This window comes from Nocardia yamanashiensis (genome assembly GCF_021183565.1).
GTDB classification, from domain to species: Bacteria; Actinomycetota; Actinomycetes; order Mycobacteriales; family Mycobacteriaceae; genus Nocardia; species Nocardia yamanashiensis.
Map to the genome: position 1 here is coordinate 5,767,075 of NZ_CP089226.1, position 19,134 is coordinate 5,786,208.

At 70.0% G+C, this 19,134-nt stretch carries 1 protein-coding gene (only partly in view); it reads right to left on the minus strand.

Going from position 1 to position 19,134, the window contains the following annotated elements:
* A protein-coding gene (locus LTV02_RS27040) for a WXG100-like domain-containing protein (protein ID WP_233041922.1) crosses the window boundary here: on the minus strand, positions 1–19,134 show its 3' portion. It continues 16,266 nt past the right edge of the window; only the last 19,134 of its 35,400 coding nucleotides appear in the window; its start codon lies beyond the right edge, outside the window; it ends in the stop codon at positions 1–3.

Below are 19,134 nucleotides of genomic sequence, written 5' to 3' on the forward strand. Positions count from 1 at the left end.
TCACCCGAAAATGCTGCCCCGACGGACCGGATCGGACAACACATCGCGGATCAGCAGACCGAGATCGGCGTCCGCCGGAAGCGCGCGATAGCGCAGCTCGCACTGCGGAGTGCCGGCCACGCTCACCAGCAATCTGTGCAGGCCCTGACCATTGCGCTCCCAGTACGCGTCGGCGCCCAGCCGATCCACATGCAGGACCATGTCCTCGATCCGCAACACTAGACCCAGCTGACGATCGCGATAGAACAGCACCCGCACACCGTCGATCTGGTCGTAAACGCCGGCCATGCTGCCCATGCCGTGCGGTGCGGAGGACAGGTCGCCGGTGGAAGGGTCCAGCGTCGCGAACTCGCCGTAGCCGGAGTGCGAACGCAGTAGCAGACGGCCGGTGTTCGAGGGTGCGGCGGCGCGCGGGAAGCGGGAACCGCCACGTGCGGCGTTGCCATTGCCGCTGCCGTTGGCTCCGGGGGCGCCGGGTGAACCCATCATCGGGGAACCGCCAGGGTAGCCGTTGTTCGCGCCAGTGCCTGCGGTGCCATTGCCGGAACCGTCGGTTAAGGGAACACCGGTAGGTGATTCGACCGGCGCGGACGGCTGAGTCCCGTTCGGCACGTGACCATTCGGTGCCCCGCCGGGCGGAGTGGCTGCTCCACCCCCGCCACCGGGGCGCTCCCACGGCGTATACGGCGCGGGCGTCTGTTCCCACGGCGTGTACGGCTGCGGCGACGCAGGCTGCCCCGCCCCATTGCCCGCACCTGCCCCGGCGTTTGTACTCGGTGCCGACGAACCACCATGCCCAGCACCGCCATTCGCCGGGTTATGGCCCTGCTGATAGCCGTCGGGCACCGTCGGCAAACTCGGCCAGCCCTGCTCAGACCCACCAGTTTGCGACGACCCGCCCAGCACTCCGGGGATATTCGACCAGTCGGGGAGCTGCGGAATGCTGGGCGGCCAATTCCCCTCGGGCAGAGAAGGAGTAGTCGGCAGCGGCGGGACGGTCGGGACCGAAGGAACAGACGGCACGGAAGGAACTGACGGCACCGACGGAACAGACGGAACCGAGGGCACCGACGGAACAGACGGCATCGAGGGCTGCGGCACGTGCGGCTGCGGCTGCGGCTGCGGCTGCGGCTGCGGCTGCGGCTGCGGCTGCGGCTGCGGCTGCGGCTGCGGCTGCGGCTGCGGAGGATGCTGCTGCTCCGGCGGCAACGTCCACGGCGCAGGCTGTTTCGACGGCTCCGGCACGTAATCCGGGAACTCCGGATCGAATTCGTGCGGCAGATGCGGCACATGCGACCGCCAATTCGGCCGCCACTGCGGCAGCTCGCGGCGCGGCGCGGACTCATCCCTGTCGTCGGGACCATCACCATCCGGCTCACCAGCGTCTGGTCGACCACCGTCGGGCTCACCCGCATCCGGGTCATCACCGTCGGGCTCACCCGCGTCCGGTCGGCCACCAGCGGGCTCACCCGCATCCGGTCGACCACTCTCAGGCTCACCCGCAACCGGTCGGTCGGTCCCAGGCTCACCCGCGCCCGGTCGATCGCTGTCAGGCTCACTTGTGTCCGGTCGATCGCCCTTGGATTCACTCGTACCCGGATCGCCGATACCTAGTTCATCGGGGTCCGAGTGATCGGTGTCGTTATCAACGGTGTTCGGTTCGCTGACATCGGGTTCGGCGACGATCGGCTCTGCGGTATCGGGGGCGGGAGGCAACTTTTCCGAAGCCGGGCCGTCGGTGGCAGGGGCGGCGTGATTCGAGTCGCCGGCGGGTTCGGCCGGGGTCGCCAACTCGGGCGCGGTGACATCGGGGAGATGGCGGACGGCGCGGGCATCGGTGAGGGTGCCCTGGATCAGGACCTGCGAGAACTCGTCGGGCAGGTCGTAGATGGGCTTGAAGCGCCAGGTGGCGTCAGTCGGGGGCCGGCCGGTGCGCCATTCCATGATGAGGCCGTCACCGTGCGCGAAATGTGCCGCGATGGCAGGGTTTCGGGTCCAGGAGGTGGAATCGCTTTCGGCGCCCAGGTGGGAGGTGTGGCCGTCGTAATCGAGGTCCAGATCACCGCGGGCCGCGACGACACCTTGGAGACCGTCGAGGTAGGCGGGGTTGATCGACCCGTCCGGGAGCAGTCGGGGCACTCCTCGGTACAGGGGTTCGTCACTATCGGGCAGGTTGCCCGCGTGCATGACCTGACCGTTGTGATCACCGTTCGGGTCGGCCGGATGACCGGCGGCCGGAGTCGGAGCGGCGGTCGGGCCCGCGTTCGGGCCGGACGGGTCATCCGGTCGAGCCGGTGCGGTGGGGCCGGGTTCCTCGGGGCCTTCCGGGCGTTCGCCGGTGCGTGGGATGTTCTGGTCCACCCAGTCGACGAAATCTTGTGCGTGGTGCAGGTTTTCGGCGGCGGTGCGCAGAATTTCGAAGGCTGCGCCCGGATCGCCCTGGCCCATGCGGATGGTGCGCGACTCCAGGTATTCCATGGTTTCGTCGAGCAGGTCCCGGGTTAGCGAGGATTCGTCGGTGCGCAGGCCGGTGACCTCGCGCAGGGTCCGGATGGCCGCGCGTAATTCCTCGCGGGCGGCGTCGCGGGCGCGTTCGGCATCGGCGTGCGGGTGATCGAATGTCGCCGCGGCGTTTTCGAGACGGGTGACTTCCGCACCCCAGCGTTCGGTGGCGGTCTCGGCGCGGTGCATGCGGTCGAGTGCGTCGGCGAGATCGATCACGCGGCGGGCGACGATCTCGCCCTGTTCCACCGGGCGGGTGCGGGCGGCGTAATCGTCGAGGACGCCGCGATAGTCGTCCCGGGTCAGCTGCGATTTCCGCAGCGGGAGGTCACTCAGTGCCGCGTCCACGGCGGCGTGAGCAGCGGCCAATTCCTCTTGCGCGGAAGCTGATTCGCGCCGGGCACGGTCGAGTGAGGATTCAGTCGCACGGGCAGCATCGGCCTGCGCGGCGTCATAACCGGCGATCGCCTCATCCACCAGATGGGTGCGCACAGCCGCCTCGCGCAGCCGCTCCACACGGTCCTGCCACGCCTGCTGCTGATCCAGCGGCAACGTGCGGGTGGCGAGGTCATCGGTGGTTTCACGGACCCGTTCCACAGTCAGCTCGGAACTATCCACAGGCATCCCAAGCAAGGCGGCATCGAGCTCAGCAGCAGCTTCCACCCGCGCCCGCTCCATAGCGTCCACCGGAGTCTTCCCCGGCCGCGCATCAGCCAGTATCGCCCCTTCGAGCCCCGATTCCGCTGCCCGAGCCCGCAATTCGGCCGCAGTCAAATCTTCCGCAGCCGCGCGCACGGCCTCCACCTGCGCATGCTGCGCGGGCACCAGCCCCTCGCTCATCGGCAGATTGCGCAAATAGTCGAGAGTGGCGGGCAAGCGCCGCGGACCGAGATCCGCAGCAGTGACAGCCCGGCTCGGCTCGGCATACGAGCCCGGCGCGGGCCGTTCCGGCGCGACCGGCAGATTCGACAGCGCGATCTCCACCCGCGTCCGCACCGCCGCGAGATCAGCACGCGCCGAATCGAGTTCACGCGCTGCCACACTCGGCGACACCGGCGTGGCAGCCTCGACCCCGGACCGGCCGCCGTGCTCCGTGCCCGGTGGCAGCGTCGTCGCCTCGCCTTGCCGTCGGTTGTATTCCTCGCCGACGAGGGAGAGCGCCTCGATGTCTGCGGCGCGGTTGAGGACTTCCTCGCGTAGGCGGGCGATTTCGGCGTCTATGAGGGCGGGGGTGAGGCGTTCGTGGGGGTCGAGTTTGCCGTCGCGGTATTTCTCGTAGACCTCGGCGTAGCGGTCGGGGCCGGCGTCGGCGAGGTCGACGCCGAGCAGGCGGGTCCAGACGCCGGCGGAGCGGGAGGGGTCGTCGGAGGTGTGGGGTTCGCCGATCAGCCGGTCGGCTTCGATGAAGCCGCGTAGGAAGGCGGGGGCGGACGGGTCATGGATGCGCAGTTCGCCGGTGAGTACGCGCGGGTCGGCGGCGGGGTTGTGTTGCAGGCCGTTGCTGAACGGGTCGAGATCGCCGAGGGTGGTGAGGTATTCGGTGAGGGCGGCGCGCAGGTGCTCGGCTTCACCGGGGCGGTAGACGATGTCGGCGAGGGCGGATCGCATGGCCAAACCCGAAATGCCCTTGTCCTGCGGTCCGAATTCGAGGTTCTTGTCGTACTGGCGCGGCCACAGGTCTTCGCTGGGCAGGCCCAGGCGTTGCGCCAGCACGTCCCGCGCGGCATCGGTCGCCTGCTCGTCGATTCCGCGGAGCAGCTTGGCGTAGTCGGCCAGCGCTTTCAGCTGATCCAGGCGGCGAACCTCGGCGACCTTCGGGTCGGCCAGCGCCGCGGCGACGTTCTCCGGGGTGAGCGCACCGGGTTCCAGGCCGAGCTGGGTGGCGAGCCGCCCGCGCATGCGGTTGAGGCCGTTGAAGTTGTCGAGGTCGTCGACCGTCTTCACATAGTCGGCCATCGCCTCGATCTGCGCGGCGCGCAAGGCGTTCTCGTGACGCAGCACCTCGATGGTGCCGGCGAACTGGGCGGGATCGAGATCCACCAGGTAGACCGACAACCGGTCGGCCAGCTCCTCGCGATCGGCCCGCAGGTCGTCGGTGCCCCGCTCCGCGAGCTCGGCGGCGAGCTCGTCGAGTGCGGACGGCGGCGGGCTCAGTTCCTGCCGGACCTCCCAGACGCCATCGGTGTGGAAGAGGGTGGCGGTGAGGCGGCGGCCGTCGACCAGCTCGTCGACGTGGCGAACCTGCGGGGTGTCCAGTTCGCGCACCACGGTGCCGCCGTGCTCGTCCATTCCGACCAGGCGGAAGTCCGGTTGCAGCGCACCGGAATTCAGCAGCGCGGCCAGTTCGGGGTGCTCGGCCAGCGCGCGCGTGAGCAGCTGGCGGTGATCGAGCTGACCGTCGATGACGAGCAGGCGCGGTGCGGCCCCGGGCTCGCCCGGCAGGAGCGCGATACCGCGGTCGATCATCGCGCCGCCGTGCTCGTGCACCCAGTCGCGTGCCAGCCCGGCCGCGAAATCGGCTGTCCGCGTGCGGGCTTCGCCGTCCGCGCGCCCGTACTCCTCGACCGCGCGGGTGAATTCGGCCGCGTGGTCGGCCGCATCGCGCATACCCATGCGCAGGTCGCCCAGCGTGTGCTCCAGGCGGTCGGCGCTCAGGTCCGCGAGGTCGATATCGAGGAACTGCGCCCAGCCCGCACGCTCGTCGCGAATCTGCTCGCGGCGCAACGCGCCTTCCAGGTACTCCTTGCGGCCCTGGTCCCGGCCGGGCTCGTCGCTGTCGCTCAGATCGCCGAACGCTCGGCCCGGCTCGCCGCCATTGTTGATGCCCTGCCATTCGAGCATGCGCCGGACATGGGTTGACTCGCCGGAACCGTCCGCCACTTCGCGCGCCAGCCGGCCCAGCGGGTCGTTGTCGAAGAAGCTGACCTCGGGGCTGTAAGGGAAGCGGGCGTCTTCCTCGTTGTAGCGGCGGGCGGCATCCGCCAGGGCTTCGATGACAGCCGCCCGGCGCATGGTCAGGTAGTTGTTCCGGTCGGCCTGCCGGGTCAGGGCGTCCGGGTCGGCGTCGGGAACTCGGATGCCCGCCTGGCGGGCGGCGTCCAGCACGTCGCCAAGCGCCCGGTCGCGATCGGCCAGGGCGGCGGCGACATCCTGCGGCAGATGCTCGTCCGAGCCGCCATCGAACATGGATTCCGGGGTCGGATCGGGCTCCGGTGCGCCGGCGGGCAGGTGCTTGGCCGGATCCGGCTGTCCCGCAGCCGATTCCGCACCTTCGGGCGGCACGCCGTTCATCTCGTCCAGCCCGGCGAACCGCAGCTCGGCATCCCATTGGGCCAGCGTGTGCGGATCGACTTCGGAACGCCACGGCGCGTATTCCTCACCGTCCGGGGTGAGCATGGCGATGTCGTCGCTCATGCCCTCGCGGACGCGGCGCGTGAATCTGTTGAAGCCCGGCAGGCGTTGCCGGTCCTTCCACAGGGTCGCCAGCTCCTTGAGGATGCGCGGCGGATTGAACTTGTCCCCGATGTGGGTCAGGTTGTCGAGGTGGAATACGAATCCGGCCTGCCACACCATCATCGACATGTTCTTGCTGTCGATGGTCGAACCGGACGGATACTTCGGGATGTACCCGGTGAACCCGTCGCGCAATGCCGTCCACAGGCGTTTCAGCAGCGGGCCGCGCGGCTCCTCGGCCTTGGGCGCGGGCGCGGGTTCGGCCGGCTCCGGGCGGCCGGTGAGCTCAGCGCGCCACACCCCGTCGGGGCCCTCGGTCAGGTTCACGTGCAGGCGATCGCCGTCCGCCTCGATGACGGCCCGGTGCGCCGGCAGGTTCGGATCGCGGCGATCCAAGGCCAGCAGATCCGCGACTTCCTCAGCGCCACGCGCGGTTTCGGCACGCAGTTCGGCAAGCGTCGCTTCGCGGTGCTCGGCGGTCAGCGAATCCGGATCCACGCCGAGCAGACGCGCCCATTCGTCGCGCACCGCCGCGTGCTGAGCGGCGAGGTCGGGTTCGGTGGCGGCATCGTGCCGGACGGCCGCCTCGGCCATCGCCTCGATCGCACCGGCGCGCAACAGGTGCTCCAACTGCCGCAGCCCGCCCTCCTCGGCGACGCGCCGCGGTGAGCGGTCCGATTCGGGCAGACCCAGACGGTCGGCGAGAGCCTTGCGCAGGTCATCGAGATTGCGGGCGCGCGGCGGACCGTCGGGCTCGGAGGTCGGCTCGGATTCGCTCCGACTGCGGTGCGCCGGATCCGGTCGGCCGCGCTCGTTGCCGGGGTGCGCGGGTCCGCCCATCTCCTGATGCGTTCGCCCGGAGGAACTTTCCGCCTCTTCGGTCCGAGTACCCGACCCGGTCTGATCCGGGGTCGAGCCGGCTTCGAGCGCGGTGCGAGCCGCTTCCTCGACGGCCGCGGCCTTGAGCCGGTCGGCGATCCCGAGCCGTTCCAGCTCGGCTGCCATGGCGCGAACCTGTTCGGGATCGGCCTCGGTCCGCCAGAATTCCTCGTCGCCATAACATTCCGCGACACTGAGCGGCTCGAAGTCCGCCGGATACCGCATGGGCCGGGCGCGCTCACCACGATCCGCATCCCCGAAATACCCACGAGCACGCGCGATTTCAGCGACCTCACGCAGTACCGAGATCGGATCGGCATGGCGCGCCATGGCATCGGTCAACCCGAGCGCCTCCACCAACCGCCGCGCATACGCCAGCTCCTCGGCACTGCGCGGAACCCCATTCTCCGGCAACAGATTCCGAACGAACTCACGGATCGACCGCAAGTGCTCCGGCAGCGGATCCCCGTCACCGATCGCAGCAGGAGTCTCCGCCACCGGCAACTGAACCGTAACCGTCTCCGCCTCATGCACATTCGCCGCCGAACCGGCGTCCGGCGTCTGCTCGACCAGCGTCGGGGTCTGCTCCACAAGCGTCGGCGTCCGCTCACCACTGGTGGCCAGACCGGATTCGGATCCCGGCTGAACCGGCGGATGCTGGCCGCCTGGCGGAGTGTGCGGGTCCGGATCGCCCGGATCGGACGACGGCGGAGCCTCGGGACCGCGCGGCGGACGACCCGCACCGGAACCACCTGTCGGCTCAGTGCCCGCTGGCGAACCATCCGCACCGCGGTCGGGCCCCTGCGGCGGACCGCTCGCGCCATCGCCAGGACCCTGGGGCGGACGACCTGCGCCATCGCCAGGCCCCTGCGGTGGACGACTTGCGCCATCGCCAGGACCCTGCGGTGGACGACTTGCGCCATCGCCGGGGCTCTGTGGCGGAAGACCCTCGCCGCTGTTGCCGACAGCGGGCTTGTCGCCGTTGTTCTCGGTCGGCGTGTGCCGGGCCGAACCGGAGTCGCCTGAATCTCCGTCCGGTCGGCGTGGCGATCCTGGGCCCGAGTTGGGGTTCTTCGGGTCGTTCGGGTCGTTCGGGGTTGAGCCGTCGGGGTCGGCAGGGCCTGGGTCTTCGGGATCGCGGTGCTGCGAGTCGCGGGGGATGTGGTGGTCGACCCAGTCGGCGAAGGCTTGGGTGCGGTGCAAGTTTTCGGCTGCGGCGCGCAAGGCTTCGAAGGCTGCGCCGGGGTCGCCCTGGCCCATGCGGATGGTGCGTGACTCCAGGTATTCCATGGTGTCGGCGAGCAGGTCCGGGGTGAGGGCCGACTCGTCGGTCAGTAGACCGGTGACCTCGCGCAGGTTCCGGATGGCCTGGTGCAGATCCGCGCCGGCGGCATCGCGTGCGGTTTCGGCTCCGGCGTGCGGGGATTCCGAGACCGCGGCGGCTTCCAGGCGCGCCACTTCGTCGGTCCAGCGTTGTGCGGCGGCTTCCGCCTGATGCACCAGTTCCGCTGCTTCGCCCAGCTCGGTGATCCGCTGAACATGAGCCTCGGCCTCATCGACGCGGATGGTGCGCGCGGCGAGCCGGTCGAGGGTCTCGTTCAACCGACCAGCGGTCAGCTCGGATTCTTCGACCGGCAGGCCGCGCATGGCTTCACGCAGGGTCGATCGTGCTGCGTCCAATTCGGTTTGCGCGGCAGCGGATTCGCGGCGGACGCGATCCAGTGGGGTCTCGGCGGCGCGGGCCGCAGCGGCCTGGTCGGACTCGTGGCGGGCGATGAGTTCATCCGTCAGGTGGACGCGGGTGACGGCTTCGCGCAGGTGCTCGACGCGGTCATGCCATGGCTGCTGCTGATCCAGTGGCAATGCACGCGAGGACAATTCGTCAATCGTCTCGCGCAGTCGCTGCGGAGTTGGATCGGAGTGATCGACCGGCAGGCCGCGCATGGCTTCATCCAGCGCCGCAAGCGCCTCCTCCCGTCCACGCCGCAGGGTGTCGAGTGGAGGTTCGCCCGCACCGGCCCTTGGGGTCTCACCCGACCTGTCGAGTGGCGACTCGCCTGCACCGACCACGGGGGTCTCACCCGACCTGTCGAGTGGGGACTCGCCTATACCGACCACGAGGGTCTCGCCCGCGCTGCCGTGTGGACGTTCGGCGGCACCGGCCGCAGGGGTGTCACCCGTGCTATCGAGTGGGGGTTCGCCGGCAGCGGATGCTGGGGTCTCGTCCGGGCTGCGGTGCGGGGCGGGCGTAGACCCGTCGGCGAGCAAGGCGGCCTCGAAGCCGGATTCGGCGGCCCGGAGGCGGTTCTCGGCCGCGTGCAGCTGTTCGGCGGCGGTGCGTACCGCATCCACCCGGGCCTGTTGTGCAGGCGACAAAGCGTCGGCCATCGGCAGATTCGTCAGGTGGTCGAGGGTGCCCGGCAGGCGGCGCGGGGTCAGATCGCTGTGCGTGATCGGGCGGCCGGGCTCGGCGCCGGCGCCGGGGGCCGGGCGGTCCGGTGCGACCGGCAGGTTGGCCAGGGCGACGTCGGCGCGGGTGCGGGCGGTCGCGAGATCTGTTCGTGCGGCGTCGAGTTCAGCGGCGGCGGTGCGGGGGTCGCCCGGCGGTACGGGCGGGGGCGCGAGTCGCTGGTTGTAGGCCTCGGCGATGCGCGCCAGAGTTTCGATATCGGCGGCTCGGTTCAGCACTTCCTCGCGCATCCGGGTGACCTCGGCGGCGAGTTGCTCGGGGGTGAGCGTTTCGTGCTTCTCGATCTTGCCGTCGCGGTACTTCTCGTAGATGTCGGCCCACTGCTCGGGCGTGGCATCGCTGAGGTCCAGGCCGAGCAGGCGCGACCACACGCTCGCCGAGTGCGCCGGATCGTCGATGCTGTGCGCCGCGCCGATCAGGTCGTCGGCGGCGGCGAAACCGCGCAGGAAGGCCGGACCGGACGGATCGTGCACGGCCAGTTCGCCGTCGGCGGCGCGCGGATCGGTGGCGGGGTCGTAGCGAAGGCCGTCGGTGAAGGGATCGAGGCCGCCGAGGGTGTCCAGGTATTCGGTGAGCGCGGTGCGCAGGTTCGCCGTCTCGCCCGGGCGGTAGACGATATCGGCGAGTGCGGACAGCATCGACGAGCCCGAGATGCCCTTGTCCTGCGGGCCGAAACCGGTGAGCTGTTTGTTGTAGCGGTTCGGCCACAGCTGCTCGGTATCGAGGTCCAGGCGTTGTGCGAGGAGGTCGCGGGCGGCGTCGGTCGCGTTCTTGTCCAGGCCCCCGAGCTGATTCGCGTAGTCGGCCAGGGCTTTCAGCTGATCCAGGCGACGCACCTTCGGCACCGAGGGATCGCTGAGCACCTCGGCCACCCGCTGCGGGGTCAGCTCGTCCGGGCTCAGGCCGAGCTGGTTGGCCAGGCGATTGCGCAGGCGATCCAGGTCGTGGAAATTGTCGATGGCGTCGCTGGTGCGGATGAAATCCGTCATGCCCTCGATCTGGGCGGCCCGCAAAGCGTTCTCGTGCCGCAACTGGGCGACGGTGTCGGTGAGCTGATCCGGGCCGAGATCCATCTGGTAGACGGTGAGGCGGGCGGCCAGCTCGTCGCGGGCGTTCAGCAGTTCGTCCGGGGTGCGATCAGCGAGTTCAGCGGTGAGAGCGTCGATTTCGGAGGGCGGAGGTGCGCCCGGGTCCTGGAGTACGCGCCAGCGTTCACCGTCATCGCTGAGCAGGGTGACGGTGAGGCGGCGGCCGTCCACCACCTCGTCGATCTGGCGGACGCGCGGGATCTCCAGCTCGTGCACCTGTGGGCGGCCGTGCTCGTCCACTTCGACCAGGCGTAGATCCAGTTGCAGGGCAGCGGAGTTCAGCAGTTCGCCCAGCGCCGGATGGGCGGCCAGGGTGCGGGCGAGCGTGGCGTAGTGATCGGGCTGGCCGTCGATGATCACCAGATGTGGTGCGTCGCCGGGATTTTCACCCGGGCGGATGCCGACCCCAGGTTCGATCATGGTGCCGCCGTGCGCCAGCACCCAATCCTTGCCCAGGCCCAGGGTGTAGTCGTGGGCACGGGTGTGCGCTTCGTCGTCGGCGCGCAGATAGTCGTCGACCGCGTTCCGGAATGCGGCCACATCGTCGGCGCCGTCGCGGACGCCCATGCGCAGCTCCGAGAGCGTGTGCGCGAGCCGTTCCGGACTGAGGTCGGCGAGATCGATACCGAGCATCTGCGCCCAGCCGGAGCGTTCGTCACGGATCTGATCGCGTCGTAGTGCGTTCTCCAGGAACGACTTCAGGCCATCGTCGCGGCCGGGCTGGTCGGTGTAGCTGAGATCGCCCCAGTCCCGGCCCGGCTCGCCGCCATTGTTGACGCCCTCCCAATCGAGGAGGGTGGTGTTGTCGCCCTGGGCGCGCGCGACTTCCTTGAGGAAGCGTCCGAGCGGGTCGTTGTCGAAGAAGCTGACTTCGTCGCTGTACGGGATGAGGGCGTGCTCTTCGTTGTAGCGCTGCGCCGCCAATTGCAGTGCTTCGATGACGCCTGCGCGGCGCAGGTTGAGGTAGCTCTGCTCGTCGACCAGGCGGCGCAGAGTCGCAGGATCGGCGTCGGAGATCGAAATGCCCTGGCGGCGTCCGACTTCCAGGAGATCCTGAAGAGCCTGGTCGCGATGGTTCAGCGCGTCCATCACATCCTGCGGCAAGACGGAGTCGGCGGCGTCGCCGTGCACGACCGGTTCCGGCGCGGGCGTGCGGCCCATCGCGTCCGAATCCGGTTGCGCGGGACCGGAGTCGGGATGGGTGGTGGACTCGTCGTGGTGGGCGAGCGGCGCTCCCCCGGCTGCCGGGTCCTGCGCGGCCGGGAGTTCCCGGGTCACCGGGTCCGGATGCGAGGACGGCAGGCCCCTGGCCGGATCCGCTTGCCCGGCAGGAAGTTCGGGGACATCGTTGCTCTCGGCCAGGCCGGCGCGGCGCAGCATCTCATCCATGGCTGCCAGCTGGGCGGGCGGGACCTCGCTGCGCCACGGCTGGTATTCGCCGCCGTCGCGGGTGTGCATCGGCACGGCGGGCGAGGACGAGTCGTCGATGCGGCGAGTGAGGAAGCGGACCAGCGGCAGGCGGTGGCGGGCCTTCCACAGGGTCGCGGTCTCCTTGAGGATGCGCGCCGGATTGATGCTGTCCACACCGGTCAGATCCGGGTCGTGCAGGAGTTCGCCGAGCCCGTGCACGAGTTCGGTCTGGCCCTTGCTGTCATTGCCGGAACCGGACGGATACTTCGGCGTGTGCCCGGTGAAACCGGACTTCAGCGCCTGCCACAGGCGTTTGGCGAGCGAGGCCCGCGGAGCCGCCGATTCGGCGGACGCGGCGGGCGGCGCGGGATCCGGCCGGTTCACCGGTTCGGCGCGCCAGGTGCCGTCCGCGCCTTCGACGAGGCGGACGTGCACGCGTTCGCCATCGGCCTCCAGCGCCATGCGCCGGTCCGGAGCGTTCGGGTCGCGGCGGTCCAGTGCCAGCAGATCCGCGACGTCCTCCGCACTACGGAGATTCTCCCCCCGCAGCTCCGCCAGCGTGGCCTCCCGGTTCGCGGCGGTCAGCCGTTCCGGATCCACACCCAGCAGCCGCGCCCAGTCATCACGCTGCGCCGCATGCTGCGCCCGATACTCGGGATCGGTGGCCGCATCGTGCCGCGCGGCGGCCTCGGCCATGGCTTCGATGGCCCCGGCGCGCAACAGGTTCTCGAAGTTCCGCCGCCCGGCCGCCTCCGCGACCCGCTCCGGCGACCGATCCCCTTCGGGCAGGCCGAGCCGGTCCGCCAGCCGCTCCCGCAACTCCTCGAGCGGAATCGCCCGCGGCTTCCGCTCCGCTGGATCGCTCTCCGGGCGCGGGGTATTCGTCTCGTGCGGCTGGGCTGCACCCTCCGGCCGAGTGGTGGTTCCAGCTTCATGCGGCTGGGGTGCGCCCTCCGGCCGAGTGGTACCAGCCTCGTGCAGCTGAGCCACCTCCGGCCGCGTGATACCGGCTTCGTGTGGCGAGGCCGCGCCCTCGGTCCGGGGCGTTCGCGCCTCATGAGGTTCTGAACCGAGTTCCGGTCGTTGCCGCGCGGCGTCCAGTTCGGCGCGACGCGCGGCCTCCAATTCCGCTGCCCGGTCCAAGCGTTCGGCGATACCGAGCCGCTCGAGCTCGGCCTCCATCGCCCGAACCTGCTCCGGATCGGCCTCGGTCCGCCAGTACTCCTCCTGCCCATAACGTTCCTCCGCGGTGAGCGGAGCGAAGTCCTCCGGCCGCGCCATCGGCCGAACCGGCTCCCCCGCCTCCGAATCTCCGAAATACCCACGCGCCCGCGCCATTTCGGCGATCTCCCGCACCACCGCGATCGGATCCGGATGCCGCGCGAACGCCTCCCCCAACCCCAACGCATCCAGCAACCGCCGCGCCCGAGCCTGCTCCTCCAGACTCCGCACCTCCCCCGCCTGCGGCTCGAGCCCCTGCACGAAATCCCGCACCGGCCGCAACGCCTCCGGCAGCGGATCCCCATCACCCAGATAGGGCGCCCGCTCCCCCGAATTGCTCTCCGCCCCACTGAGCTCCACCGTCTCCGCCTCCGAAGCCACCGGCAACAGCTGCGTGGCAACCTCATCCGGCGATATGGCAACCGGCTGAGTCACCACGTCATCCAGCGACGTCGGCAATGGTTGCGTAGCGACGTCATCCGGCGACACAGTCACCGGCTGCTTAACGACGCCGTCCGGCGATACCGGCACCGGATGCGTAACGACGCCGTCCGGGGATACCGGTACCGGCTGCACAACAACGCCGTCCGACGAAATCGGCTGCTGCGGAGTGGAGTTCGAGTCCAATTCGACGCCGGGTGGAGGCGGCGTTTCGGCACCGGGCGTACCCGAGGGCTGCTCGGGCTCGTTCGGATCGTGCGGCCCGGAGCCGGTCGGATCGTCCGGGTCCGAGGACGGCGGGGCGGGCGGACCGCCATCGCGCGGGGGCTTACCCGCGCCACCGGCCGTCGGCTCGGGAGCCGACTCACCCTCGGCAGGGAGCCGTTTACCGTCGGTTTCGCCGTTGCCGACCGGTTCTGGGCCACGGCGGAGCGCGCCGGGGTCGGGGTCGCCGGCGATCGGGTGGGGGGTGGATGTGCCGCCGGGGGTGTGCGGCGGGGTGGCGGGGGGCGTGGGGGCGCCCGGGTTTGCGGGTGGGAGGAGGGTGTGGACCAGGACGGTGCCGTCGGGGGTTACTTCTACCTGGTGGTAGGCGATCGGGATGCCCTGGGCGGTCAGGTTTGTGTGTTCGGCGGGGGTGAGGACGTTGGAGGGGTCGGCGAGGGGGGTGATGACGTGGACGGCTCGGGGGTCGGTGCTGACGCCGACGCCGGGGCGGATCACCTGGTCGGAGGCGGCGGTGAGGGCCGATTCGGTGGCTAGGCGATGGGCTTGGGACTCGGCGGATTCGGCGGCGTTGCGCTGTTCGTAGTAGCGCTGGTGTTCGGTTCCGGCTTCGATGTTCTGGCGCAGCAGTTCGACATTGCGGGCCTCGGCGGCCTTCTTCTCGTCGAAGTAGCGGACCATTTCCTCCGGGGGGATGTTGGTCCGGTTCACGATCTCGTTCACCCGTTGCAGTTCGGCGGAATACGCCTCGAGGTAGCGGGTGCGGAGGGTGCGGGTGTCGAGGCCGGTCGAGTCGATGCCTACATTGCGGGCGAGGTCGTCCATGCGCGCACGGGCCGCGCGCATCGAATCCCTGGCCTCGTGGCCCTGACGGGCCCGGTCGGTAATGCGCTGCGCGTCGGCTGGATTCGCCGGGACATGCACATCGGGCGGGGCCACCCGGGTCCAACCGCCGTTCGCGGGCGGCTCGTTGGACACATGCTGTTGCTGCGCAGCGGATTCGGTTGGTTCGCCGGTTGCGTTGGACTGCTGAGACTTTCCTGCCTCGTCACCACTCGAACCAGGCTGCTGCTGCGACTTCCCGGTCTCGTCACCACTCGAACCAGGCTCTTGCTGCGACTTCCCGATCTCGTCACTGCTCGAACCCGACTGCTGTTGGGGCTTTCCTCCTTCGTCGCCAGCGACACCGGATGGCTGTTGGTGCGCGCCCGTGTTCGATGTGTCGCCAGGCGGAACTGCAGCGCCGGCGGGTGAGCCGGGGGTTTTGGGTGTGGGTGGGGTGGCGGGGGTTCCTGCGGTGGGGTCGCCGGGGTCGGTGCGGTCGGGGTTCGAGCCCGGTCGGTTCGGGTCGGAGGGCAGGTGTTCGCCGATCCAGTCGGCGAAGTCCTGTGCGCGGTGCAGGTTTTCGGCGGCATCGCGGAGGTTGTGGAGGAGGCGGGCGTTGTCGAGTTCGACGGTCGGCGCTTGCGAGCCTTCGGGGACTCGGAGCGTCGGGGTCGCGATGACGGTGGGTTCGTGCGGGAGGGTCAGGTCCAGCGGGGTGCCGTCGGGGTTCAGGCGGACGGTGGGGGCCTCGGCGGGGTCGAGACGGGCCGTGGGGGCCTCGGCGGGGTCGATGGGGTCAAGGCGGACCGTGGGGGCTTCCGACGGATCGAGGGGCAGGGTCGGAGCTTCGGCCGGGTCGACCGGGTTCATCCGGACCGTCGGAGCTTCCGCAGGGTCCGGGACCAGGCGGTTCGACAGGTCGAGGAGGGTGTCCCCGTAGTTTTCTGGACCGAAATCAGCTGGTGTGAGCTGGATTCCGGTGTGATCCGCCAGGTCGGCGAGCGCCGCGTCGAGCGCGTCGCGGGCCGCGGCGACCACGCGGTCGGCGGCGGCGACCGGGGTGTCGGCGGCGGCTTCGGCGAGATCGGCGAGCTGGCGCTGATCGGCTTCCAGGCGGGCGAGGCGGTCCTGCGCGTCGAGGTGACGTGCGGCGGCGGTGGCCAGGTCGAGGCGGCCGCGGTCGGTGGGCGACAGCAGCGGGCGGTACGGGTCGCCGATCTCCGCGCGGGTGGCGGCGATCCAGTCCCGGGTCAGCTGATCGCGGGAGACCGGCAGGCCCGTTGCGGCGGCGTCCCGGGCGGCTTCGAGTACGGCGAGATCCTCGCGGGTGTAACGGATTTCGCGCTCCAGGCGGACACTCGCCGGTTCCGTGTCCCGGACAGCCGCCAGCTCCTCGCCCTGGAAACGGGCCAGGAATTCCTCGGCGAGATGCAGGCGGGCGACCGCGTCGCGCACCGGGACGAGTTCGGGCGTCCACACCTCCCCCTGATCCAGCGGCATGGCGGCCATCCGGTCCACGGCGGCGATGACCCGGTCCACATCGCTGGGCCAGCGGCCCGGTTCCGCGGCCAGCAGCGCTTCGAGATCGGTTCGCGCGCTGTCGACTTCGCGTCGCATGACATCCACCGGCGTCTCATCGGGCCCGGCCGCCGCGGCGAGGTCGGCGCGCAGCGCGGCATCCAGTTCCGCCACTCGCTCCTGGGCCCGCGTGTATTCGGCCGCCGCGTCCCGCAGGTCCTGAATGCGCTGCTCGTTACCGGGCAGGCTGCCCGCCTCGCGGGCGCTGCGGGTCTCCAGATAGTCGGCGGTGCCGGGCATCCGCTGCGGGGTGAGATCGCCGTCCTGGATGGGCCGGTTGTGCTCCAGATACATTCGCCCGATGGCGTGCTCGCGACCGTCGCGAGCCAGTTCCAGTTCGTGCCGGGCCGCCGCGAGATCGGTGAGCAATTGGTCGCGGGTGCGCGGCGGGATTTCCGGCTCCGCCGGCGCGGTGAGCCGATTGTGTTCGGCCGCCAGCCTTTCCAGCGCATCGATATCGCGCTCACGCTGCGCGATCTCCTCGCGCATGCCGTCGATCGCCGCCGCCAGGTCCTTGGCCTTGAGCCGCTCGTGCTTCTCGACCTTGCCGTCGCGGTAGACCTCGTAGACCTCGGAATACCGCCGCTCGCCCACCCGGTCGACGACCCGGCGCAGCTCGTCGGGGCTCAAGGAGGGCTGATCAGGTTCGCGCGCGGCCCGGTATTCGGCGTAGGCGGTGCTCGGGTCACCGTCCCGCAGTGTGCGCAGGACCTGCTCGAATTGCGCGGGCGTCATCCGGTCGTGCAGATCCTTCGCCTGCTCGCGATAGATCTTGACGTTCCGGTCGATGTCCTCGAGGTCCATGCCCAGCAGCCGGGTCCAGATACTGGAGGACTGCGGCGGAATATCGGAAATCGGTGGCTCACCGATGGATTCGCTCATCAGCGCCCGCAGCACATTCGGGCCGCTGCGATCATGGATGGGCAGTTCGCCGTCGGCGGCCCGCGGATCCCGGTCCATGTCCAGGCGCAGCCCCTCACGGAAGGGGTCGAGACCGGACAGCGCTGCGGCGTATTCAGCCAGTGCCGCAATGAGTTCGGGCCGCTCCATCGCGCGATACAGCAGATTGTTGATCGCATCCAGCACCGCCTTGGGGTCAGTGCTCTCCGAGTCCGGCCGGTAGTCGACGACCTCGGTCTTTTCCTTGTTCTGGACGTGCTTGTCCGCGTACAGGTCCTCCGGCCGCACCCCCAGCCGCTCGGCCAGCTGATCGCGTGCCCGCAGCACCGCCGCGCTGTCGACATTGTCGTTGCCGCGCAGCAACTTCGCGTACGCGAGCAGATCGTCGACGGCCTGCGCGCGACGTGCCAGCCGCACGTCCGGATCGGCCATGGCGGCGGCCAGCTTCTCCGGCGTCAAGCTGTGCGGGTCGAGTTCCAGCCGGTGCGCGAGGTTCTGCAGCACCCGGTCCAGATCGTGGAAATTGTCGATGGCGTCGCTGCTGCGAATGAAATCCGCCATGCCCTCGAGCTGTGCGGCCCGCAGGGCGTTGTCGTGGCGCAGGGCCGCGATGGTGGCGGGCAGCAGATCGGGACCGAGGTCCATCAGGTAGGTGGTGAGCCGGGCCGCGGCCTCGTTCCGCTCGGCGCGCACCACATCGGGATCGCGTGGGGTCGCCGGTTCCGGGCTCGACTCCGGTTCCACGTGCGGGACTTCGGTTTCCGGATGCGCCGCCACCACCCGCCACGGCTCCTCGCCATTGCGTGCCATGAGCAGCGGGGTTTCCCGCCCGTCGATCACCGGGCGCTCCAGGCGCGCGTGCGGGGAATCCACCGCGACCACGGTGACACCGTCGGGCTGCAGCAGCATGACGCGGTGATCGACCCGCAGCGCACCGTTGTTCACCAGTTCGGCGAGATCCGGACGTCGCGCCAAGGTGTCGGCGAGCACCTGATCGTGGTCGGTGTTGCCGCGAATCACCACCAGATGGTTGGGGTCGCCGGGGTTTTCGCCGGGCCGAACGCCGACACCGGGTTCGACCAGGACGCCGCCCTGCTCGGTGAGCCAATTGCGCGCGGCGATCTCGTCGAAGTCGGCGGTGCGGGCCTGCGCTTCGTCCTGGCGGCGCAGGAATTCGTCCACGGCGTCGGAGAACTCGGAGAGCCGGTCGGCGCCGTCGCGCACCTCCATGCGCAGATCGCCGATGGTGTGGCGGAGATCCTCCGGGCTCAGATCGGCGAGGTCCACGCCGAGCAGCTGCGCCCAGTTGGAGCGCTCCTCGAGAATCTGATCGCGGCGCAGGGCATCGTGGAAGAACTGGCCTTCCAGGCGTTCCTCGGCGGACAGGTCCGAATCGTCGAAGTGGCGCGCCGATTCGCCGCCATTGTTGACGCCCTCGAAATCCATGGTGGTGGGCCGGATTTCGCGGGGACGGAACTCCAGACCCGGGTCATCGGGTGCGGCGCCGGCCAATTCGCGGCGACGGTCGGCCTTGAGCTGCTCGATCCGGGCCTGTTCGACCTCGTAAGCCGCGCGGGCGTAGCGGCCCAGCGGGCTCTTGTCGTTGATGGCGACCGGGCGGTAAGGCACCCGGCCGTCTTCCACGTTGTAGCGCTGTGCGACATCGTTGAGCGCCTCGATCGCGCCCGCGCGGCGCATGAGCCGGTAGACGGCTTCGTCCACCGCGCGCCGCAGGGTCGCCGGGCTGTCGTCGCGCAGCTGGATGCCGTCGCGCAACGCCAGCCGGACCAGTTCGTCCATCGCCGCGTCGCGGGCGGTGAGCGCGTCCACCAGGGACTCCGGCACATCCGGGCCGAACCGGTGCGCGGGGGTCTCCGCGGGTGTACTCGGCTCCGGCTCGGGCGGCAGTTCGGCGGCGTAGTCGGCTTCGGTCTTGAAACCGCCGAGCCGCATCGATTCCTCGACCTCGGCGCGCAGGAACGGATCGGCTTCGGTGTACCAGGGCTGGTATTCGCCGCCGTCGCGGGTGCGCATGGGCAGCACGTCGGGCGAGATATCGGCGATGCGGCCGGTCATCCAGCGCAGCACCGGCATTCGTTCGCGGACCTGGAGGATGCCCGCGACTTCCTTGAGGATGCGAAC